Here is a 21811-nt window from a genome sequence, read left to right as displayed (position 1 = left end):
GCCCGCGCTCAGATCGGGCGATCGCCCTCGGCGTCGCGCACGCGCGAGGGCAGGCCCATCTCGCCCAGCAGTTCAAGGAAGCCGCGCACGGGCAGTTCCTCGACATTGACCATGTGACCGATGTCCCAATCCCCGCGCGCGATCAGGATCGCGGCGGCCACCGGCGGCACGCCGGCAGTGTAGGAAATGCCCTGGCTGCCCACCTCGTTGTAGGCGTCCTTGTGGTCGGCGACGTTGTAGAGGAACACCTCGGCCGGCTTGCCGTTCTTGGTGCCCTTGACCAGATCGCCGATGCAGGTCTTGCCGGTGTAATCGGGCGCCAGGCTCGAGGGGTCGGGCAGCACCGCCTTGACCACCTTGAGCGGCACGACCTCGAGCCCTTCGGCGGTGGTCACGGGCTGCTCGGACAGCAGGCCAAGGTTCTTCAGCACGGTGAAGACGTTGATGTAATGATCGCCAAAGCCCATCCAGAAGCGCACATCGGCCTGCGGATAGCGCGCCGAAAGCGAATGCACCTCGTCGTGGCCGGTCATATAGGCCTTCTGCGTGCCGACCACGGGCAGATCCCATTCGCGGCCCACCTCGAACATCTTGTTCGACTGCCAGGCGCCCTGCTGCCAGGACCAGACCGTGCCGGTGAATTCGCGGAAGTTGATCTCGGGGTCGAAGTTGGTGGCAAACCAGCGCCCGTGCGAGCCGGCGTTGATGTCCACGATGTCGATGCTGTCGATCGTGTCGAGGAATTCATCCTCGGCCAGCCGCGCATAGGCATTGACCACGCCCGGATCGAAGCCCACGCCCAGGATCGCCGTGACGCCGGCCGAGCGGCATTCCTCGCGGCGCTTCCATTCGTAGTTGCCATACCACGGCGGGGCTTCACAGATCTTGGTCGGGTCTTCGTGAATGGCGGTGTCCATGTAGGCCGCGCCGGTCTCGATACAGGCCGAAAGCACCGACATGTTGACGAAGGCCGAGCCCACGTTGATGACGATCTGCGCCCCGGTCTGGCGGATCAGCGCGGCAACGGCGCTGGGTTCCATCGCGTCCACGGCATGGGCCTCGAACAGCCCCGGCACCTTCATCGCGTTCTTCGCGCGCACCGAATCGATGATGGCCTCGCATTTGGAGATCGTCCGCGAGGCAATATGCAGGTCACCCAGGATGTCATTGTTCTGCGCACATTTATGCGCAACCACCTGGGCCACGCCGCCCGCACCGATGATCAGCACGTTCCGTTTCACTTCGGCTGTCTCCTTTGCTTGCCAGACAGGGAAGGGGCTTTCGCCCTCAGGACAGGCTCGAGGCGTAATCCTCGTAGCCGAACACGCGAACCGGGCGGATGGTGCCGTCGGGGCCGCGCAGCGCGATGGCGGGCATGGCCACGCCGTTGAACCAGTTCTTCTTGACCATCGTGTAGCCGCCCGCATCGGCGATCGAGAGGCGGTCGCCCACCTTCAGCGGCGCGGCAAAGCGGCCGGTGCCGAAGATGTCGCCGGCCAGGCAGGACTTGCCGCAGATCATGAATTCATGCGCCCCGTCCTGCGGCAGCTTGGCGCTTTCGCGGTAGATCAGCAGGTCGAGCATATGCGCCTCGATCGAGGCATCGACGATGGCCAGCTGGCGCCCGTTCTCCATCACGTCGAGCACGCTGACCTCGAGCGTGGTCGACTGCGTCACCGAGGCCTCGCCCGGTTCGAGATAGACCTGAACGCCGAATTTCTGCGCAAACGCCTTGAGCCGCGCGGCCAGGCGCATCAGCGGATAGCCAGGGGCCGCGAAATGGATGCCGCCGCCCAGGCTGACCCAATCCAGCCGCGACAGGATCGGGGCGAATTCCTCCTCGATCCGGGTCAGTTGCCGGTCGAACAGGTCAAAGTCGTCATTCTCGCAATTGTAATGGATCATCACGCCGGAGATGGCGCCCAGCATGGGTTCGATCCGGCTCACGTCCCATTCGCCCAGCCGCGAGAAGGGCCGCGCGGGGTCGGCCAGGTCGAAGCCGCTGGTCGAGAAACGCGGGTTCAGCCGCAGCCCGCGGGCGATGCCCCTGGCGCGGTCGCCGAAGCGGTCAAGCTGACCCAGCGAGTTGAAGATGATCTTGTCGGCGTAGCCCACGGCCTCGTCGATCTCGTGCTCGGCCCAGGCCACCGAATAGGCATGGGTCTCGCCGCCGAATTTCTCGCGCCCCAGTCGCAGCTCGAACAGCGACGACGACGTCGTGCCGTCCATATAGGGACGCATCGTGTCAAAGGCCGACCAGGTGGCAAAGCACTTGAGCGCCAGAAGCGCCCGCGCCCCCGAGGCGGCGCGCAACTCGGCCACGCGCTCCATGTTGCGGGTCAGCGCGGCCAGGTCGATCAGGTAGAAGGGTGTCTCGAGCATGGCGCCCCTCCGGGTCTGCGGCGTGAATGGAACAAGGCCCGCCGTATAGGCGTGCCCCCCCTGCTTCGCAAGGAAAACTCAGAGAACGCGGATCGCATCCCGGGCGACGGCGAGCGTATAGCCCTTTCGTGCAACATTTCTGACAAGCAGTTCGGCAATCAGCTGATTTCCCAGCCCGTCGCGCAACCGCTTGATTCGCGTCGCCCCCGCCGCCTCGTCGCAATCGGCGGCGGATTTGCCCGAGATCACCGCCTCAAGCTCGGCCCCGGTCAGGAATTCGTCATCCAGCCGCGCCTCGGCCAGCGCGGCCAGCGTCTCGATGGCTGCCGGCGTCAGGGTGAAGCTCATGTCGTTGAGCATCACCGCGTTCTCGGCGCGCAGCACCTTGAGCGCGCGCACCTCGATCCCGGCGCGGCGGATCTCGCCCATGCGGCGGTTGAGGGTGACGATCATCACCAAAAGCACCAGCGCCGCGACCAGAAGCGCCGTGGCAAAGACCAGCAGGATGAAGATGATCATCCGATACGAGGTCAGCACCTCGGAAAAGACCGTGCCCGATTGCGCCAGGATCTCGAGCAGGCGGATCTCGCCGGCCGAGGTCAGCGCGTCGTTCTCGATGAAGAGGCGTTCGATCCGGGCGTTGAAGGCATTGGCATCGGGCAGCGACAGGAACAGCCCCGCCCCCGCCGCGCCCAGCGCCAGCACGATGCCCAGCACGCCAAAGATCACCGCCCGCGAGCCGGTGCGCAATGCCTCGCTGGCGCGCGAGATCTCAGAAGCGGAGGAAATAGGGTCCGGCACTGGCCTTCCTCTGTGCAAGTCCCTCGGGGCCGAAGACCGACACCACGTTCAGAAGCACCCAGCCCCCGCGCGCCAGACGCGGGCCGAGCTGGGCCGCGGCCGCCTGCGGGGAACAGGCGCTGTCGGGCACGCGCGCCACACCGTAATGCAGCTTGAGCGCGCCCGAGCCCGCCTCCTTGGCCTTGTAATCGGCATAGCATTCGGCCTGCGCCGCGGGCGCGGCCAGCGCGGTCATGGCCACCGCAAGACCCAGCGCAAGGACGGGGGTCAGGCGGGCGGACCGGGGATGGGAAGGGGGATGGTGTCGCATGGGCCCATGCTGCGCGCAGTGGCGCCGATATTCAATAGCAACAGGGGTTTGGGGGGCATGTTATCGGATAGCGGGGGGCTGATATTGCCCGTCAGGGGCCCCGGCGGCCAGGGTCAGGGCATCGAGAACGCCGCGCTTGCCCCACACCCCCGGACCGCACGGCCCCAACCGGAGACACGACGATGACCCTGACCATTTCCCGCCGCCTGACCGCCGCCCTTGCCGCCGCCACCATCGCCCTGGCCAGCCTGACCCCCGCCACCGCCAGCGCCGAGATGAGCAAGCATGACCGCAACGTGCTGACCTTCGTGCTGGGCGCGGCCGCGCTGGCCGCCATCGCCGCCGACAACGACAACCGCCGCCATGTCGCCCCCGCCCCGGCGCCGCGCCGCGACATCGGCCGCCATGATCGGCGCAACGACCGCTGGGACCGCCGCCACAGCCAGCGCCTGCCCAGCGCCTGCCTGATCCCGATGGACGGACGCCACGGCCGCAGCCAGGTGTTCTCGGCCGATTGCCTCTACCGCTCGGGGGTGCGCAACATGCCCGCCGCCTGCGCGGTCGAGGTGCGCCGCGGCCACGGGCACGGTATCCGCAGCACCGTCTACCGCCCCGACTGCCTGCGCGATTACGGCTATCGCACCGCGCGGCGCTGAGCCGAACGCGCGGCTTGCGCCCGCCGCCGGGCTGGCGCAAGGCTTCGGGCATGAGCACCCGCATGACCCCCGATTACACCCTCGAGGCCGCGGCGCATGCCCGCGGCCTTTTCCGCGTGGCCGGCGTCGACGAGGTGGGCCGCGGCCCGCTGGCCGGCCCGGTGACCGCCGCGGCGGTGATCCTCGACCCCGCGCGCATCCCCGCGGGCCTGGCCGATTCCAAGACCCTGAGCCCGGCCCGCCGCGACGCCCTGGCCGCCGAGATTGCCGCCTGTGCGGAGTGCTGCGTGGCCCATGCCAGCCCCGCCGAGATCGACCGGCTGAACATCCTCCAGGCCACCTTCCTGGCCATGCGCCGCGCGCTGGCGGGGCTGGCCACGCCCCCCGATCACGTCCTGATCGACGGCAACCGGCTGCCGCGCGAGCTGGGCCTTTCGGCCGAAGCGGTGGTCAAGGGCGATGCGCGCGTGCTGTCGATCGCGGCGGCCTCGATCCTGGCCAAGGTGGCGCGCGATCGCATCATGGTGGATTTGGCGCAACAATATCCCGGCTATGGCTGGGAGAAAAACGCAGGCTACCCGACGAAAACGCATCTGGCGGCGCTGCTAGATCTTGGCGTCACCCCCGCGCATAGGCGTTCGTTCAAGCCGGTGCACAACATCTTGTATCAAGATGAAATCTCAACCCCTTGATTCAAAAAAGAAATTGACGGCGAATCGGGTCTGACTCATCCTGTGCACATCGAGACGGCCACCAAAAAATCGGCCGCAGGCACAGAGGCAGACATGAACCAACCGATCCAGCGCGGCCACGCCGCGGCGCTTCCGCTTGACACGATCCTTGCAGGCGACTGCATCGAGCAGATGCTGGCCCTTCCCGAGGCCAGCGTGGACCTGATCTTTGCCGATCCGCCCTACAACCTGCAATTGCGCGGCGACCTGCATCGCCCGGACAATTCGCGCGTCGATGCGGTGGACGATCACTGGGACCAGTTCGCAAGCTTCGAAGCCTATGACCGGTTCACGCGCGACTGGCTGGCCGCGGCCCGGCGTCTGCTGAAACCCGACGGGGCGATCTGGGTGATCGGCTCGTATCACAACATCTTCCGCGTCGGCGCCACGCTTCAGGATGCCGGCTACTGGATCCTGAACGACGTGGTCTGGCGCAAGTCGAACCCGATGCCGAATTTCCGCGGCAAGCGGCTGACCAACGCTCACGAGACCCTGATCTGGGCCGCGAAATCCGAGAAATCGAAATACACCTTCAACTACGAGGCGCTGAAATCGCTCAACGAGGGCGTGCAGATGCGCTCGGACTGGGTGCTGCCGATCTGCTCGGGGCACGAGCGCGAGAAGGACGCCGCCGGCGACAAGGCGCATCCGACGCAAAAGCCGCTCAGCCTGCTGCATCGCGTTCTGGTCGGCACCACCAATCCCGGCGATGTCGTGCTGGACCCGTTCTTCGGCACCGGCACCACGGGGGCGGCGGCCAAGATGCTGGGCCGGTCCTATATCGGCATCGAGCGCGAAGCCGCCTACCGCGAGGTTGCCGAACGCCGGCTGTCGCGGGTGCGCGCCTTCGACCGTTCCGCGCTCGAGGTCACCGGCTCCAAGCGCGCCGAGCCGCGCGTGCCCTTCGGCCATCTGGTCGAACGCGGCATGCTGCGCCCCGGCGAGGAGCTCTATTCGCTGGGCAACCGCTACAAGGCCAAGGTGCGCGCCGATGGCACGCTGATCGGCAATGACGTGAAGGGCTCGATCCACCAGGTCGGCGCCCATCTCGAAGGCGCGCCCTCGTGCAACGGCTGGACCTATTGGCATTTCCGCCGCGACGGGAAATTCGTCCCCATCGACGTGCTGCGCCAGCAGATCCGCGCCGAGATGCGCACCAACTGATCCCCATCAAGGCTGACGCGCGGCGCGCCCCTCCGCGGGCGTGCCGGCGCACGGCTGTGCCGTGGCGGTCCACGGCCACCTGCCCGCAATCCGCCGCGGGTGGTGACGGGCCGCCCGACTTCCCGGCCCCGGACATGTCCGGGCCGGGCTTTTTGCGTCTTGTGGTAGGGGGGCGAGAGGCCGCCCCGCGGGCAGGGCCGGTCGACGGCGCACGGCCCCAAGATGCGCGGCCCTCGGGATGCGCGGATCGTGCGGGGGCGTGGGCGGCGGCTTCAGATGGTGCGCAGCATCAGCGGCGCGTCGCTGTCGATTTCCGCGGCCAGGTCATCCCCTTCGGCGAAGTCGCGCGCGGCTTCCTGGGCCACGGCGGTTTCGCGCTTGAGGGTGCAGATCAGCTCGACCCCGTCGATTTCCGAGGCGGTGATCAGGCATTGCGCCACATGCCGCGGCCCTTCGTAGAGATCGACCAGACCGCGCAGCTGCGTCACCTCGGCGGCGTCAAGCGCAAAGCCCCCGCGCCAGCGGCGCAGGACGGGATAGGTCTGCTTGCCGGCCACCACGCGCAGGCTCTTGGGGCGGCGCGATTCGGCGCGCCGCGCTTCATCCATGCCGGTCAGGACGGAAGTGGCGATATGTTCCATGGTGCAGATCCTTCTTCTTCTCCGACAATGGCGCCGGGAACGTAAAATTCAAGTGAAGCCCGCGACTTTTCGGCGGTGCAGCGCGCGCCGTGACAGCCGCGCAACGCCATGCAGTTGCAGAATTTTCTTTGCGTTTGCAGCACGATATTGTCCGGGGGCGGAAATGCGGTAGGCTCGGGCCTGACCGCCGGGGCCACGCCCGGCCCGATCCCCAGCCCGATCCCCAGCCGGAGCCCCAGCCGATGCCCGCATTTCCCCGCCATCTTGCCACCGCCGCGACCCTGCTGTGCCTTGCCGCCCCCCCTGCCCTGGCGGCCGGCGGCTGTGGCGGCAGCTTCGCGCAATTCCTGTCGGGCATCCGCGCCGAGGCGCTGTCGCGCGGGCTGCCCGCGGCCACGGTCGATGCCTTTCTGGCCGGCGCGCGCCAGGACAGCCGCGTGCTGCGCGCCGACCGCGCCCAGGGCGTGTTCCAGATGAATTTCATCGACTTCTCGCGCCGCATCATCAGCAAGAACCGGATGACGAACGGCGCGGCCAATGCGCGCCGCTACAGCGCCACCTTCGACCGGATCGAAGGCGAGATGGGCGTGCCGCGGGGCGTGCTGCTGGCGTTCTGGGCGCTCGAGACCGATTACGGCGCGGTGCAGGGCGATTTCCGCACCCGCGACGCGCTGCTGACGCTGGCGCATGATTGCCGCCGGCCGCATCTGTTCCGCCCGCAGGTGTTCTCGGCCATGGCGCTGATGGCGCGGGGCGATTTCACGCCCGACACCACCGGCGCCTGGGCCGGCGAGATCGGCCAGGTGCAGATGCTGCCCGAGGACATCCTGAGAAACGGCCGCGACGGCGACGGCGACGGGCATGTGCGGCTCAAGACCTCGGCGCCCGATGCGCTCTACAGCGGCGCGGCGATGCTGCGCGCACGCGGCTGGCGGCCGAACCAGCCCTGGCTTCAGGAAATCGTCGTGCCCGATACGCTGGATTGGTCGCTGACCGGGATGGAGCGGCCGCGCGCGGTAGCCGATTGGGAGCGCCGCGGCGTGCGCGGGCGCAGCGGGGCGCTGGCGCGCGGGCTGAACGGCGCGATCCTCCTGCCGATGGGGCGCAATGGCCCGGCCTTCATGGCCTATCCCAACTTCAACGTGCTGCTGGAATGGAACCAGTCGCTGGTCTACGTGACCACGGCGGCCTATTTCGCCACCCGTCTGGAAGGCGCGCCGATCTATGATCCGGGCCGGCCGGCGACGGGCCTTGACGGTGCCGGGATCAAGCGGCTCCAGCAGCGGCTTGTCCAGCGCGGCCATGACGTGGGCGCGATCGACGGCATCCTGGGCGCCCGGACCCGCGCCGCCGTTCAGGCCGAACAGAAGCGGCAGGGCCTGCCGGCCGATGCCTGGCCCACGGCGGCGCTGCTGTCGCGGCTCTGACACGCATGGCGCGGTGGGGGCGCGCCCCGCTCAGCTTTCGCGGAAGGCGCGGTTGAAGTAATCGGTCAGCGGCTTGACCAGATAGGCCAGCGGGCTGCGCGACGCGGTGCGGGCATAGACCTCGACCGGCATCCCCGGCACCAGTTGCAGCCCGCCCAGACGCTCGACCTCCTCGGGCGCGATCGACACCTCGGCGGCGTAATAGCGCATCCCCGAGGCCTCCTCGGTCAGCGCATCGGGCGAGATCCGCGTCAGCGTGCCGGCCAGTTCGGGCGTGGTGCGGCTGGAAAACGCCGAAAAGCGCAGGCGCACGGTCTGGCCGGGCCGGATCTCGTCGACATGCAAGGTCGAGACCCGCGCCTCGATCACCAGCGGCCGGTCCTGCGGCACGATATAGAGCACGGGCTCGGCGGGGCGGATCACGGCGCGCGGCGTGGTCACCTGCATCGACAGGACGACCCCGGCGACGGGTGCGCGGATCTCCAGCCGGTCCAGCTTGCCTTTCAGCGCCGCGCGGCGCTCGGCCAATTCCAGCAGCCGGAAGCCGATGTCGCGCAGCTGGGTCTCGGCCTCCTCGCGGCGCGAGCTGCTCTGGCGCAGCGCCTCCAGCTCGATCTCGGTGATGCGGCCCTGGGTCTGGGCGCGGCTGGCGACCAGCTCGCCGATCTCGCCCTGAAGGCGCGCGGCCTCGCGTTCGAGCGACAGCACCCGGCTGGCCTGCGCCAGCCCCTTGTCCAGAAGCGCCCGCTGGTCGGTCAGCTCCTTCTCGATCAGCGCGCTCTGGGTGGCCAGCGCCGCCAGCTGCGCCTCGATCCCGTCGATCTGCGCCAGCGACTGGTCGCGGCGGCGCTCCAGCTGCTCGAGGGTCTTCGACAGCGTCTCGGCGCGCGCCACGAACAGCGAGCGCTGCCCCGCGATCACCTGCGCCAGCGCCGGGCGGGCCTGGGCCTCGGACAGAAGCTCGGCGGGAAAGACCGGGGCGGCGCGGCCGTCGCGCTCGGCCTCGAGCCGCGCAGTGCGGGCCAGAAAGTCGAAATACTGCCCCTCGACGATGGCCAGTTCGGAGCGCAGCAGTTCGCCGTCCAGCCGGATCAGCGGCGTGCCCGCGGCAACCGTGTCGCCGTCCTTGACCATGATCTGGGCCACGACACCGCCGTCGGGGTGCTGGACGACCTGACGGCTCTGTTCGACCTGCACCACGCCGGGCGCGATCACCGCCCCCGCGATCGAGGTGCCCGCCGCCCAGCCGCCAAAGCCCAGCACCAGAACGGCCAGCGCCACGATCCCCACGCGCAAGGGGGCGCCCATCGGCCAGTCCTGCGCCGCGCCTTCCGCGGGGGCGGCGGCTGCTGCGGGGGACGGCGCCGTCTCGGCGGGCGAGGCCTGCGCCGGCGTGATCCGGCCCAGCGCAGCGCCTGCGGGCGGGGTTCTTTCGGCGCGGGCGCCGTCGGGCGGGGCGTTTTCGGGCGGGGCGCTTTCGGGCGGGGCGCTTTCGGGCCGCCCCGGCACGCCGCTTTCCCTGCGCGCGCCGCCGTCGGGGCCGTTTCCTGTCTGGCTCATGTCACACCTCCGCCCGCACCGCCCGAGCGCGAGATCTCTGCGGCGTTCTGGACCATGGATTTCAGCACCTCGTCGCGCGGGCCGAAGGCGCGGCGCAGACCGCCTTCCAGCACCATCAGCGTATCGCATTCGGCGATCGCGGCGGGACGGTGCGCCATGATCACCACCGACCGCCCCGCCGCCTTGAGCGACCGGATCGCCAGGTTCAGCGCCTGGCTGCCCTCGTTGTCGAGATTGGCGTTGGGCTCGTCGAGCACCACCATCACCGGGTCGCCATAAAGCGCGCGCGCCAGCCCGATGCGCTGGATCTGCCCGCCCGACAGGCGCCCGCCCGCCTGCATCACCGGCGTGTCATAGCCCTGCGGAAGATCCAGGATCATGCGATGCGCGGCGGCCTTCTGCGCGGCCTCGACCACCTTTTGCGGATCGGGCGTGGCCAGCCGGGCGATGTTCTCGGCGATGGTGCCGTCGAAGAGGGTGACGTTCTGCGGAAGATAGCCGATCAGCCCGCCCAGCACGTCGGGGTCGTATTGATCGAGCGCGGCGCCATCGAGCCGGATCCAGCCGCCCGCCGGGCGCCAGACGCCGCAGATGGCGCGCGCCAGCGTCGACTTGCCCGACCCCGAGGGCCCGATGACCCCCATCGCCTGACCGGGGTCGACGCGAAAGCCCACCATGCGCAGCGTTGCCGTGCCCTGCCCCGGCGGCACCACCGAAAGCTGGGCCGCCTCGATCAGCGCGCGCGGGCGTGGCAGCGCGGTGCGCGGCTGGGGCGCGGGCACCGCCGACAGCAGCACCGCCAGCCGCGCCCAGCCTTCCTGGGCCCGCTGCACCAGCGGCCAGCCGGCGATGGTCTGCTCGACCGGAGCCAGCGCGCGCCCCATCAGGATCGACGAGGCGATCATCGCGCCCGCCGTCACCTCGCCGCGCAGCACCAGAAGCGCGCCCATCGCCAGGATGGCCGATTGCAGGAACAGCCGGAAGCTGCGGGTGAAGACGGTCAGCCCGCCGCCGACATCGGTGGCCGCGATCGCCGCGCGCAACGCCTGGCCGCGCACCTTGCGCCAGCGCGCAAGGCTGGCCCCGCGCATACCCAGCGCCGCGATCAGCTCGGATTCGTCGCGCAGGCTGTCGGACATGCGCTCGGCCGCCAGCGACGCCGCCGTCGCCTTGTGCAGCGGGGCGCGCGTCAGCGCCTGGTTGAGAAAGGTCGTTGCCAGCAGGACCGCCCCCCCGGCCGTGGCCACCCAGCCCAGCCAGGGGTGAAAGATGAAGACCGCCAGCAGGAAGAACGGCGCCCAGGGCAGATCGAACAGCGCGGTGGCCACCGGCGCACCCATGAATTTCTGCACCGCTTCCAGATCGCGCAGCGCCGCCGCCGCAGCCGGGTCGCCCGGCGCCTGGCCGTTGCGCGTCAGCGCCGCCTCGAAGACGCGCGCCTCAAGGCGGCTCTGGAGCCGCGCGCCCAGCCGCGCCATCATCCGCCCGCGCGCCCAATCCAGCACGCCCATGATCAGGAACAGGAACACCACCAGCGCAAAGAGCGCGGCCAGCGTCTCGCGCGATTGGCTGCCCAGCACCCGGTCATAGACCTGAAGCATGAACATCGGCCCGGTCAGCATCAGCAGGTTCACGCCGGCCGAGAACACCCCCACGGCGATCAGCGCGCCGGTCATGCCCTTGCGCGCGCCGGCAAGCTCGGCCCGTCCCGCCGCTGTCTGCGGATTGCGCATGATGCCTTTCCCCCTGCCGCTTTCGCTCGTTTGCAGCCCGTTCCTGCGGAAAGTTCGCCCCGGCGCCCTTGTCTTGGGCAGGCAGGCCCCCTTACCTTCGGGTTGCGGTCATGATATGGCCCAACGCAGGCGGCGTGTCACGTCCGCCGCGCATCCGACACCAGCAAGACCCGGACAGACGCGTGAAAAGCACAAGCCCCTCCGCCCTGCAACCCGCCGGGCACCCCCTGCGCGCCGCCGTGGCCGCGCTGGCCCTGGGCACGGCCCTGGCCGGCTGTGCCGCCGATCCGGCGACGCGGGCGGCGAACATGGCCGCGGGGATCGACGACCCGCTCGAACCCACCAACCGCACGATGCATGCGTTCAACACGCATCTCGATCGCGCCGCGGTCCGGCCGGCCGCGCAGATCTATGGCACGGTGACGCCCGAGCCGGGGCGGATCGCGGTCTCGAACCTGGCGCAGAACCTGCGCAACCCGGGCAATGCGGTCAACCGGCTGCTTCAGGGCGACCTGGACGCCGCGGGCCGGGCCACGCTGCGCTTTGCGGTCAACACGCTGTTCGGGCTGGGCGGTCTGATCGACGCCGGCCAGGATTTCGGTCTGCCCGCCTCGGACACCGATTTCGGCGAGACGCTGGCCGTCTGGGGTGCGGGCGAGGGCTCGTATCTCGAACTGCCGGTCCTGGGCCCGACCACGATGCGCGGCGCCGTCGGCAAGGTGGTCGACCTGGCGCTGGACCCCGTCGGCCGCGTGGCCGAGGCCCCCAACACCGGGCGCATTCTGGCGGTCAAGGTGGCCGACAAGCTGAACGCGCGCTATCGCTTCACCGCGACGGTCGACGGCCTGCTCTATGACAGCGCCGACAGCTATGCGCAGACGCGGCTGCTCTATCTCCAGAACCGGCGCCATGAAATCGGGGACAAGGCGGCCGCGGATGCCGCCGCGATCGACCCCTACGAGGATCCCTATGCCCAGTAACCTGACCCGCCGCCAGATCCTTGCCGCCTCGGCTGCGGCGCTGATCGTGCCGGCGCCCGCCCTCGCGCTGAACGAGAACGAGGCCCGCCGCCTGATCGACTCGGCGCTGTCCGAGGTGAACGCGGCCATCTCCGCAAGCCGGTCGGAAGCGCAGATGTATCAGGCCTTCGAGCGCATCTTCTCGCGCTATGCCGATGTGCCGACCATCGCGCGCTCGGCGCTGGGGGTGGCGGCGCGCTCGGCCACGCGCGCGCAGCTCGACGCCTTCACCCCGGCCTTCCGCGCCTATATCTCGCACAAATACGGCCGGCGCTTCCGCGAGTTCATCGGCTCGCGCTTCGAAGTCACGGGCGCTCGCCCGGTCAAGAGCTTCTACGAGGTGTCGAGCATCGCGCATCTGCGCGGCGAGGCCCCCTTCGAGGTGCGCTGGCATGTCTCGGACCGCTCGGGGCGCTACCTGTTCTTCAACATCATCGTCGAGGGCGTGAACATGCTGGCGGCCGAACGCACCGAGATCGGCGCGATGCTGGACCGCAACCGCGGCAACCTTGATGCGCTGATCGCCGATCTGGGCCGCGTCTGAGCCCCCGCGCCCCGATCCGTCCAGAACGCCCCCCCCAGAATGCAGGACGCCCGCCTTCCGGCGGGCGTTTTCATGTCTGCTTGGCGCGGGGCATGGCCCCGCGGGCGGTCAGTTCGCGCCCAGCGTGCCCAGAACCTCGCGCAGGATGCGGTCGGCCAGGGCTTCCTCGTCCTGCGGGACCACCGCCTCGGGCGACACGACGCCTTCCTGGCCGGGCGGCACGGGCGCCCCCCCAGACGAGAAGGTCTGCCCCTCGTAGCGGGGCGCGCCAAAGGGATCGGAGCCCATCTGCTGGGGCGTCACGCGGCGCCATTCCGACGGGTCGGCCATCGGCAAGGGCCGGATCGGCAGCCCGTCGCTGACCCGCGCCATCACCTCGCGCCAGATCTCGGCGGGCAAGCCGCCGCCGGTGACGCCGGTCAGCGGGGTGTTGTCGTCATAGCCCATCCAGACGCCGGTCACGTAATCGGCGGTGAACCCGATGAACCAGGCATCGCGCGAGGCCTGCGTGGTGCCGGTCTTGCCCGCCGCGGGCCGCCCCGAGGGCAGCCGCGCCCGCCCGCCGGTGCCGCGTTCGACCACCTGGTTCATCATGTAGATCAGCTCGCGCGCGGCCTTTTCCGAGATCACCCGCTCGCCCATGCCGCCGGCCTGACCGATCAGCGGCTGATCATCGCCCTTGATGCGCAATTCGATCAGCCCATAGGGCCGGACCGACGAGCCGCCGTTGAGGATGCCGGCATAGGCGCCCGTCATCTCGAGCAGGGTCGATTCCGACACCCCCAGCGCCACCGCCGGCCCGTCGGCCAGATCCGAGGCAAAGCCGAAATCCTGCGCGACCTGGCGCACCGCGGTGCGGCCCACGCGCTCGGACAGACGCACGGTGGCCGTATTGGCCGAATGCACCAGCGCCTCGGTCAGGGTGGTCATGCCCAGATAGGTCTTCGAATAGTTCTGCGGCGACCAGGGCCCCGAGCCGCGCACGTTGATCGTGAGCGGCGCATCCTCGACCACGCTGTCGGGCGTCATCCCCATGTCGAGGGCTGCGGCATAGACAAAGGGCTTGAAGGTCGATCCAGTCTGCCGGCGCGCCATGGTGGCGCGGTTGAACGCCCCCGAAACGCGGGTGGCACGCCCGCCGACCATCGCCCGCACGGCGCCATCGGCCGACATCACCAGCACGGCGGCCTCGGCCTTCGAGCCCTCGCGGACCTTGGTCTCGAAGATCTCGGTCAGCGCGTCCTCGGCCGCCTTCTGGAGCCGCTGGTCAAGCGTGGTGCGGATCACCACATCCTCGGTCGTGTCGGTGGTCAGGAAATCCGGCCCCGAAGCCATGACCCAATCGGCGAAATAACCGCCTGCGCGGGCCTGCGCGGCCTGGCTCAGCGTGGCGGGATGGGCGCGGGCATCGGCATATTGCGCCGCATTCAGGAAGCCCTGATCGGACATCAGCTTCAGCACCATCGCCGCGCGGTCCTGGCTGCGCTTGAGGTTGGTCGTCGGCGCATAGCGCGACGGCGCCTTGAGCAGGCCTGCCAGCATCGCCGCCTCGGACGGGTTCAGATTGGCCGCCGACTTGCCGAAATAGCGCTGCGAGGCGGCCTCGAAGCCGCGCGCGCCCGCGCCCATGTAGGCGCGGTTGAGATAGATCGTCAGGATATCGTCCTTGGAATATTTCGCCTCCATGGCGATGGCGAAGGGGATCTCCTTGATCTTGCGCCAGAGCCCGCCCGAACGGCAGTCATCCTCGTAGGCGGCCTCGGTCTTCCACTGCTTGGGGTCGTAGGGCACGCCCAGGCACAACAGCTTGGCCACCTGCTGGGTGATGGTCGAGCCGCCGTTCCCCTCGAGCGGGCCGCGCCCCTCGGCCAGGTTGATGCGGATGGCCGAGGCGATGCCGCGCGGGCTGACCCCGAAATGGTTGTAGAAGCGCCGGTCCTCGGTGGCGATGACCGCATTCTTGAGATGCTTCGAGACATTGGCGGCGGTGATCTGGCCGCCGAAGGTCTCGCCGCGCCAGGCATAGACCTTGCCCTCGCGGTCCAGAAGCGTGACCGACCCGCGGTGGCGGCCATCCAGAAGCGCAGTGACCTGCGGAAGCTGGGTGTAGAAGTAGAAGCTGGTCAGACCGACGATCAGCGCGGTGACCGCGCCCACGCGCCAGCCCACCGCCCAGCTCAGGCGCAGGATCAGCCGCACGAGGCCGCTGACCAGCGACACGAGCCAGCCCAGGGGCCCCCGCCGCACCCGGCGCGGCGCGCTGCGCGTCTTGCGGGTGCGCTTGCGCGGTGTCTTGCCGCCGTTGCCGCCCGAAGCGGCGCCGCGTGCCGATTTTCCGCCCGCCGATCCTGCCGGATACCGCCGTTCGGCCACCAGCGGCGGCTTGCGTCCACCCCGTTGTGCCATGCCTGTGCCCTCGCCCCTTCCGGCCGTTCTTTTGCCGGCCAGATTACACGCCCCGCGGGACGATGTGGAGCCGGTTTGCCCTGCGATTCGGTTTTCGTGAAGCGCAATATTTAAGCACAAAGCGCGCTTTGTGCAAAAATTGTGCATACCGGCATGTTTTCGCCCCCCTGCCCCCCTGCCCTTTTCTTGTGCAGCCGCGTGCGAAGGCGCCTTCTGGCGGCATCGGATGCCCCAGCCGGCATCGGAAGTCGTGCTGACAAGGGAAGGGACAAGACGTGAAACTGATCATTGCAGCGATCAAACCGTTCAAGCTGGAGGAGGTGCGCGAGGCGCTCACCGCCATCGGCGTGCGCGGCATGATGGTCACCGAAATCAAGGGGTTCGGCTCGCAGTCGGGTCATACCGAAATCTATCGCGGCGCCGAATATGCCGTGAACTTCGTGCCGAAGGTCAAGCTCGAGATCGTCGTGCCCGCCCAGCTGGCCGACGAGGTGGTCGAGACCATCCTGAAATCCGCCAAGACCGACAAGATCGGCGACGGCAAGATCTTCGTGCTGGACGTGGCGCAGGCGGTTCGCGTGCGCACCGGCGAAACCAACGACGATGCGCTCTGACGCGACAACGGATCAGGGAAGAGACGAACAGATGAAACATTTCAACAAAATCGCGGGGCTCGCGTCGCTGGGCGCGTTGACCGCGCTGCCGGCCTGGGCCCAGGACGCCACCGAAGCCGTGACCGAAGCGGCGGCGGAAGCCGCCCCCATCATGGACAAGGGCGACGTGTCATGGATGATGACCTCGACGCTTCTGGTCTTCTTCATGATCATTCCCGGCATTGCGCTGTTCTACGGCGGCCTCGTGCGCTCCAAGAACATGCTGTCGGTCCTGATGCAGACCACGCTGATCGCCGCGCTGGTGATGGTGATCTGGGTGCTCTGGGGCTATTCGATGTCCTTCGGCGGCAGCACCTCGCCGTTCTGGGGCGGCCTGAGCAAGATGTTCCTGGCCGGCGTCACCATGGACAGCATGGCCGCGACCTTTACCGACGGGGTCGTGATCCCGGAATTCGTGTTCATCTCGTTCCAGATGACCTTCGCCGCGCTCACCGCCGCGCTGATCATCGGGTCGTTCGTCGAACGCGCGAAATTCTCGTCGGTCCTCGTGTTCATCGCGCTGTGGGTCACCGTGGTCTATTTCCCGATCGCCCACATGGTCTGGGATGGCGCGGGCCTGATCTTCAACTGGGGCGCGCTTGACTTCGCCGGCGGCACCGTTGTGCACATCAACGCCGGTGTGGCCGCTCTGGTCGGTGCTCTCGTGATCGGGCCGCGTATCGGCTACGGCAAGGACATGATGGCCCCCCACTCGATGACGCTGACGCTGGTCGGTGCCGCGATCCTGTGGTTCGGCTGGTTCGGCTTCAACGCCGGTTCCAACCTCGAAGCCAACGGCGGCGCCGGTCTGGCCATGATCAACACCTTCACCGCCACCGCCGGCGCCATCCTGGCCTGGTCGCTGCTGGAAGGCATCCTGCGCGGCAAGGCCTCGATGCTGGGCGCTGCCTCGGGTCTGGTCGCCGGTCTGGTCGCCGTCACCCCGGCTGCGGGTACGGTCGGCCCGGTGGGCGCGATCGTGCTGGGCGCCGTCGCCTCGGCGGTCTGCTACTTCTTCGTGGCGGTCGTGAAGATCAAGGCCGGCTATGACGACAGCCTGGACGTGTTCGGCATCCACGGCGTGGGTGGCATCATCGGCGCCATCGGCACCGGCATCTTCACCTCGCCGGCCCTGGGCGGCACCGGTGGCCCGGATGGCGATGCCTTCTCGATCGCCAGCCAGGTGTTCATCCAGGCGAAAGCCGTGGGCGTGACCATCCTGTGGTGCGGTATCGCCTCGTTCGTCCTCTACAAGCTGGTGGACATGGTGATGGGCCTGCGCGTCGACACCGAAAGCGAGCGTCAGGGTCTGGATCTCACCTCGCACGGCGAAAGCGCCTATCACAGCTGAGATCGCCTGCGATCCTGAACACGAAGGGTCGGCGTTCGCGCCGGCCCTTTCCTTTTGCCCAGCCCCTTCCCCGGCGTCCCTGAAGGCCCTTCCTTTCCCCGTCCCCGGCTGCACCGCGCGGCCGCCCGCGTGCGAGGGGGGGGGGGGGGGCGGCCACATGCAAACGGCGCAGCCAGAGGCCGCGCCGATCGGGGTCAGGACAGATGATGGGAAAGGCGGTGCGCGGTCAGCGGTCGGACGAGCCGTCCAGAACGGGCCCGTTGGAGAGGTTTGCCACCACCTGCCCCAGGGCACGATAAAGCACCGAGACATATTCCGCCGGCAGCCCCTCGAGGGATTCCTCATAGAGCGCATAGGCGATCTCGCGGGCCTTTTCCTGCGCCTCGAGCGCCTTGGGCGTGGCCGAGACCAGCCGGGCGCGGGCATCGCGGGGATCGGGCTCGCGCTTGACCCAGCCGCCCGCCGCCATCCGGTTGACGATGCGCGAGACCGAGATCGGCTCGACCTCCAGCGCCTCGGCCAGGCGGGCCTGCGACATGCGCCCGCCCTCGATCAACAGGACCAGAAGCCGCCATTGAGACGAGCTGAGCCCCAGATGCGCGGTCCGCGCCTCGAAGCGCCGCCGCATCAACCGCGTGGCATCGTGAAGAAGAACGCCGAGCGACATATCGGCCGCGGGCGGCGCAAGGCTGGATTGAACAGTCATGGGCACGTCCGAATAGTGAGCGTGGCTTTTTTCTAGCGCGCGGCCCGGACGACCTCAAGGCAAAACCAAACTGTTTTGTTCGGCTTTTGGGGAGCGGCGCGAAAAAGGGCGGCCCCAAGACCGCCCTTTCACGAAATCATGCACCGCGCGGCTCAGCTTGCGGCGGGCGTGCCTTCGGGCTTGGTGTCGTCGGCCGGGGTCTCGGCGGCCGGGGTCTCGGCGGCCGCCTTCTGGGCAGCCTCCTTCTCGGCGGCTTCCTTGGCCGCCTTGTCGGCCGCAGCCTTCTCGGCCGCCGCCTTGGCAGCGGCTTCCTTGGCGGCTTTCTCGGCCAGAACCTTCTCCTTGTGGGCCTTGGCGCGGACAGCTTCGCGTTCGGCGCGGGCCTTGGCCTTCTCGGCCTTCTTGGCGCGCTGCATGGCGACCTTCTCGCCGCGCGGGCCGGTCATGTTCATCAGCCAGACCTGAAGGTTCAGCAGCGCCGCCAGCGTCGCCCAGATCACATAGGGCACCATCAGCAGACCCGCAGTCTGGTCCAGACGCATGAATTCAAGCGTGGTGGCTGCGACCGCAAGCCACAGGATGACCACGACGATCAGCCCGCCAAACAGGCGCCGCTTGCCGAAGAACATGGGCGTCCACAGCGCCGCAAAGGCGGTCTGGACGGTGAACAGCGCCAGCGCCTGCCCCGATTCGGGCAGCTGCGCCACGCGCATGGCGGCATAGGACATCAGGATGTAGAGAACGAACCACACCACCGGGAAGACCCAGTTGCCGGGCGTCCACAGCGGCTTGGCCAGCGACTTGTACCATTCGCCGGGCTTGAACGCCGCCCCGGTCCAGGCCACGCCCGCGCAGCCCGCCAGGAAGGTCAGGAACAGCAGCCAGTTGATGCCCAGGAAGCTGAGGTCCACCCCGAACGCCGTATCGAGCCCGGAGAGCCGCGCATTGAGCGCCGCCGGGTCCATGAAGTCAAGGTTGAGCCAGTCGAGATTCACCCAGTCAAAGCTGAGCCAGTCCGTGTTGATTGCCATCTTTTCGCGTGCCTCCGTCTATGTCCCTTGGGCACGCTGATGGCGCTTATGCCTGGCGCACCCGCATTCTTCGTTGTTGCCTTACCCGTTGGTCTTTCGCCTCGAGCTGCGCGAGCGCGGCCAGAAGCGCATCCGAGCGGCTGTAATCGTGGCGCGGATGCGCCGCCGCTTCGACCAGGAAGGCCACCTCGGGTTCGGGGGCGGCAAAGAGCGTTGCCTCCTGCGGCGTGATCGCGGAGACGCCCGCCCGCATCACCGAAGTGCTGAGCCACCACAGCTTGCGCCAAGGACCGGTGTGGGCGCGCTGCGACACAGAGTCATGCCCCAGCCGCGCGATCTCGAGACCGATGCCGCGATAGATGGTTCCGGCGGCATACATGCCCGGCCGGCAGATCAGCGGCAGGCGCGGCACACCGGCGGCGGCGCGGGTGTAAAGCCGGTCGGCTTCGCGCAGGAGCCGGGCCACCATCGCCAGCACGCGCGGGTCGGGTCCGGGCTTGGCCATGAAGTCCTCGACCTTGAGGCCGGCCTCGTCGAACCATTCGAGCGGCAGGAACAGCCGCCCGGCGCGCGCGTCCTCGCCCACGTCGCGGGCGATGTTGGTCAGCTGCATGGCAAGACCCATGTCGCAGGCCCGCGCCAGCGTGTCGGGATCGCGCACGCGCATCAGCACGCACATCATCGCCCCGATGACCGCCGCGACCCGCGCGGAATAATCCATCACCCCCGACAGCGTGTCATAGCGCCGGCCCATCGCATCCCAGGCAAAGCCTTCCAGCAGCGCCTCGGGCAATTCGCGCGGCATGTCGAATTCCTCGACCACGGCGGCAAAGGCACGGTCGGCCGGCGCATCCATCGGGCGGCCGGAATAGACCCGGTCGAGACGGTCGCGCAGGCCCAGCACCTCGTGGGTCTTGTCGTCGCCCTCGTCGACGGCGTCATCGGCAACACGGCAGAAGGCATAGAGCGCCAGCGCGGGGTCACGGACTGCATCGGGCAAGACCCGGCTTGCAGCGTGGAACGAAAGCGACCCTGTGCGGATCGCTTCCCGGCAATGTTCCAGATCGGCAGCTGCGATCATCGGGTCGCGCCCTGTCTTAGCTGGCCGGCATGGGACGCGGTGCGGGCGGCACCAGCGTATCCATGACCAGCGCGGTCGAGATGACACCGGGAACCCCGGCGCCGGGATGCGTGCCCGCGCCCACGAGATAGAGGCCCTCGACCTCCTCGGAGACGTTGTGCGGGCGGAACCAGGCCGACTGGAAGATCCGCGGCTCGACCGAGAAACCGGCCCCCAGCGGGCTGAGATAGCGCGACCGGAAGGTCTCGGGGGTGAAGATCACCTCTTCGGTCAGATGCTCGCCCAGCCCCGGCAGCAGATGTTCCTCGAGATTCTCGAGCACCTTCTGACGATAGCTCTGTGCCATCTCGGCCCAGTTCACGCCGTTGTCGTGGCCCAGGTGCGGCACCGGCGACAGCGCATAGAAGGTGTCGTCGCCCTCGGGGGCGCAGCTCGGGTCGATCAGCGAGGGGCGGTGGACATAAAGGCTCATGTCGTCGGCCAGCTTGCCCTTGATGAAGATGTCGTTCAGAAGCCCCTCGTAGCGCGGCCCCGACAGGATCGTGTGCTGGGGCACGTCCTTCCACATGCTGCGGGTGCCCTTGGTGCCAAAATACCACACGAACAGCCCCATAGACCAGCGCGACTTCTTCAGCTTCTGCGTGGTCCAGCGCTTGCGGCGGTGGTTGCGCAGCAGGTGGTCATAGGTGAAGCCCGGATCCGAGTTCGACACCACCAGATCGGCCTTCAGCACCTCGCCGTCGGCCATGCGCACGCCCGCGGCGCGGCCGTTCTCGACCAGGATCTCGTCGACCTCGGTGCCCAGGCGGACCGACCCGCCCTGATCCTCGACCACATTCGCCATCGCCTTGGCGATCGCGGCAACGCCACCCATGGCGTAATGGACGCCGTATTCCTTCTCGAGATACGAGACGAGGATATACATCGAGGTGACATTCATCGGGTCGCCGCCGATGAACAGCGGGTGGAACGACAGCGCCATCTGGAGCCGCGGATCGCGCACGCGCGAACGGGCATGGGCCACGACCGACTTGTCGGCGCGCAGCATCCCGAAGGTGGGCAGCACCTTGATCAGTTCCCACAGCTCGTGCATCGAGCGCCGGCCCAGGTTCTCGAAGCCGAACCAGTAGCGTTTCTCGCTGTCCTTGAGGAACTTGTCATAGCCGGCCACATCGCCGGGCGACAGGCGGGCCACCTCGGCGCGCATTTCCTCGGTCGAGCCGGTGACGGTGAACTTCGAGCCGTCGGGCCAGCGGATCTCGTAGAAGGGGTTGATCTCGCGCAGATCGACGTCCTTGTCGAAATCGCGCCCGCAGACCTTCCACAGCGACCGCAGCTCCTGCGGCACCGTCACGATGGTCGGCCCCAGGTCGAAGCGGTGCCCGCCCCTGGTGATCGAGCTGCCGCGCCCGCCGGGCAGGTCGAGCCGGTCGAGGACCGTGACTCGGTAGCCCTTGGCTCCCAGGCGCATGGCCGCGGACAGACCGCCCAGGCCCGCGCCGATGACGATCGCGGAAGATACGGAATTCCCGACGTTTTCAGTGTCGGATTCGGCGGGGGTGTTGGACATGTCGTTCGGCATGGCGCGCCTTTTATCCTGTCTAGTCGACGTTAC

General features: G+C 68.5%; 20 protein-coding genes. 8 read left to right on the top strand and 12 right to left on the bottom strand.

All coding sequences use genetic code 11. From position 1 onward, the window contains the following. Window positions 1-8: 8 nt before the first annotated feature. From BW949_RS07015 to BW949_RS07000, 4 genes are all read right to left on the bottom strand, one after another. A complete protein-coding gene (locus tag BW949_RS07015; RefSeq protein ID WP_076364395.1) occupies window positions 9-1241 on the bottom strand; it encodes a saccharopine dehydrogenase family protein in 1233 nt (410 codons plus the stop codon). Between the two features lie 46 nt (window positions 1242-1287). After that, window positions 1288-2382 carry a carboxynorspermidine decarboxylase gene (locus BW949_RS07010; protein ID WP_076364393.1) on the bottom strand — a complete coding sequence of 365 codons (1095 nt, stop codon included), beginning with the start codon at window positions 2380-2382 and terminating at the stop codon, window positions 1288-1290. 78 nt (window positions 2383-2460) lie between these two features. Beyond that, window positions 2461-3183 (bottom strand): winged helix-turn-helix domain-containing protein, encoded by a 723-nt coding sequence (locus BW949_RS07005; protein WP_235816227.1) that lies wholly within the window; start codon window positions 3181-3183, stop codon window positions 2461-2463. Continuing rightward, on the bottom strand, window positions 3155-3493 hold the full coding sequence (locus tag BW949_RS07000) for a hypothetical protein (RefSeq protein ID WP_235816226.1): 339 nt from the start codon (window positions 3491-3493) through the stop codon (window positions 3155-3157). The genes BW949_RS07005 and BW949_RS07000 overlap by 29 nt, the downstream gene beginning before the upstream one ends. A 182-nt stretch (window positions 3494-3675) precedes the next feature. Between BW949_RS07000 and BW949_RS06995 the strand changes: the two genes are divergently transcribed. The 3 genes from BW949_RS06995 (at window position 3676) to BW949_RS06985 (ending at window position 6044) form a co-directional block, all read left to right on the top strand. Continuing rightward, entirely contained in the window at window positions 3676-4149 is a 474-nt protein-coding gene (locus BW949_RS06995) for a hypothetical protein (RefSeq protein WP_076364391.1), read from the top strand. Between the two features lie 50 nt (window positions 4150-4199). Beyond that, window positions 4200-4841: a ribonuclease HII gene (rnhB, locus tag BW949_RS06990; RefSeq protein ID WP_235816225.1), complete on the top strand. Its 642-nt coding sequence runs from the start codon at window positions 4200-4202 to the stop codon at window positions 4839-4841. 93 nt (window positions 4842-4934) lie between these two features. Continuing rightward, window positions 4935-6044: a site-specific DNA-methyltransferase gene (locus tag BW949_RS06985; RefSeq protein ID WP_076364899.1), complete on the top strand. Its 1110-nt coding sequence runs from the start codon at window positions 4935-4937 to the stop codon at window positions 6042-6044. A gap of 272 nt (window positions 6045-6316) precedes the next feature. On the opposite strand, the gene BW949_RS06980 is transcribed toward BW949_RS06985, so the two are convergent. Further along, window positions 6317-6685: a hypothetical protein gene (locus tag BW949_RS06980; protein WP_076364389.1), complete on the bottom strand. Its 369-nt coding sequence runs from the start codon at window positions 6683-6685 to the stop codon at window positions 6317-6319. Between the two features lie 242 nt (window positions 6686-6927). Here BW949_RS06980 and BW949_RS06975 point away from each other — a divergent pair, with 242 nt between their 5' ends. Beyond that, the gene (locus tag BW949_RS06975) at window positions 6928-8112 is read left to right on the top strand and encodes a lytic murein transglycosylase (protein ID WP_076364388.1); all 1185 of its coding nucleotides are present in this window, start codon (window positions 6928-6930) and stop codon (window positions 8110-8112) included. A gap of 30 nt (window positions 8113-8142) precedes the next feature. Here the strand turns inward: BW949_RS06975 and BW949_RS06970 are convergent, their stop codons facing one another. Both BW949_RS06970 and BW949_RS06965 read right to left on the bottom strand, forming a co-directional pair. Further along, the gene (locus BW949_RS06970) at window positions 8143-9420 is read right to left on the bottom strand and encodes an HlyD family type I secretion periplasmic adaptor subunit (RefSeq protein ID WP_076364897.1); all 1278 of its coding nucleotides are present in this window, start codon (window positions 9418-9420) and stop codon (window positions 8143-8145) included. Window positions 9421-9668: 248 nt separating this feature from the next. After that, window positions 9669-11405: a type I secretion system permease/ATPase gene (locus BW949_RS06965; protein ID WP_076364385.1), complete on the bottom strand. Its 1737-nt coding sequence runs from the start codon at window positions 11403-11405 to the stop codon at window positions 9669-9671. Window positions 11406-11587: 182 nt separating this feature from the next. On the opposite strand from BW949_RS06965, the gene BW949_RS06960 reads away from it, so the two are divergent. Both BW949_RS06960 and BW949_RS06955 read left to right on the top strand, forming a co-directional pair. Then, window positions 11588-12385 carry an MlaA family lipoprotein gene (locus tag BW949_RS06960; protein WP_235816224.1) on the top strand — a complete coding sequence of 266 codons (798 nt, stop codon included), beginning with the start codon at window positions 11588-11590 and terminating at the stop codon, window positions 12383-12385. Further along, complete coding sequence (locus BW949_RS06955; RefSeq protein WP_076364384.1) at window positions 12375-12968, top strand: MlaC/ttg2D family ABC transporter substrate-binding protein; 594 nt, start codon at window positions 12375-12377, stop codon at window positions 12966-12968. The genes BW949_RS06960 and BW949_RS06955 overlap by 11 nt, the downstream gene beginning before the upstream one ends. A 108-nt stretch (window positions 12969-13076) precedes the next feature. Here BW949_RS06955 and BW949_RS06950 read toward each other — a convergent pair whose 3' ends face one another. Then, window positions 13077-15374 carry a transglycosylase domain-containing protein gene (locus BW949_RS06950; RefSeq protein ID WP_076364382.1) on the bottom strand — a complete coding sequence of 766 codons (2298 nt, stop codon included), beginning with the start codon at window positions 15372-15374 and terminating at the stop codon, window positions 13077-13079. 275 nt (window positions 15375-15649) lie between these two features. Here BW949_RS06950 and BW949_RS06945 point away from each other — a divergent pair, with 275 nt between their 5' ends. Then, window positions 15650-15988 (top strand): P-II family nitrogen regulator, encoded by a 339-nt coding sequence (locus BW949_RS06945; protein ID WP_076364380.1) that lies wholly within the window; start codon window positions 15650-15652, stop codon window positions 15986-15988. Window positions 15989-16019: 31 nt separating this feature from the next. Further along, the gene (locus BW949_RS06940; protein WP_076364378.1) at window positions 16020-17378 is read left to right on the top strand and encodes an ammonium transporter; all 1359 of its coding nucleotides are present in this window, start codon (window positions 16020-16022) and stop codon (window positions 17376-17378) included. Between the two features lie 226 nt (window positions 17379-17604). Here the strand turns inward: BW949_RS06940 and BW949_RS06935 are convergent, their stop codons facing one another. From BW949_RS06935 to BW949_RS06920, 4 genes are all read right to left on the bottom strand, one after another. Next, complete coding sequence (locus BW949_RS06935; RefSeq protein WP_235816223.1) at window positions 17605-18084, bottom strand: MarR family winged helix-turn-helix transcriptional regulator; 480 nt, start codon at window positions 18082-18084, stop codon at window positions 17605-17607. 152 nt (window positions 18085-18236) lie between these two features. Then, on the bottom strand, window positions 18237-19115 hold the full coding sequence (gene tspO, locus BW949_RS17640; protein ID WP_076364376.1) for a tryptophan-rich sensory protein TspO: 879 nt from the start codon (window positions 19113-19115) through the stop codon (window positions 18237-18239). 46 nt (window positions 19116-19161) lie between these two features. Continuing rightward, window positions 19162-20196, bottom strand: coding sequence for a 15-cis-phytoene synthase (crtB, locus tag BW949_RS06925; protein ID WP_076364374.1), 1035 nt, complete (start codon window positions 20194-20196; stop codon window positions 19162-19164). 16 nt (window positions 20197-20212) lie between these two features. Continuing rightward, window positions 20213-21766, bottom strand: a complete 1554-nt coding sequence (locus tag BW949_RS06920; RefSeq protein ID WP_076364891.1) for a phytoene desaturase — start codon at window positions 21764-21766, stop codon at window positions 20213-20215. Window positions 21767-21811 lie beyond the last annotated feature (45 nt).

Source organism: Phaeovulum vinaykumarii (genome assembly GCF_900156695.1).
Lineage (GTDB): Bacteria > Pseudomonadota > Alphaproteobacteria > Rhodobacterales > Rhodobacteraceae > Bieblia_A > Bieblia_A vinaykumarii.
This window is presented reverse-complemented; position numbering and strand designations above follow the sequence as displayed.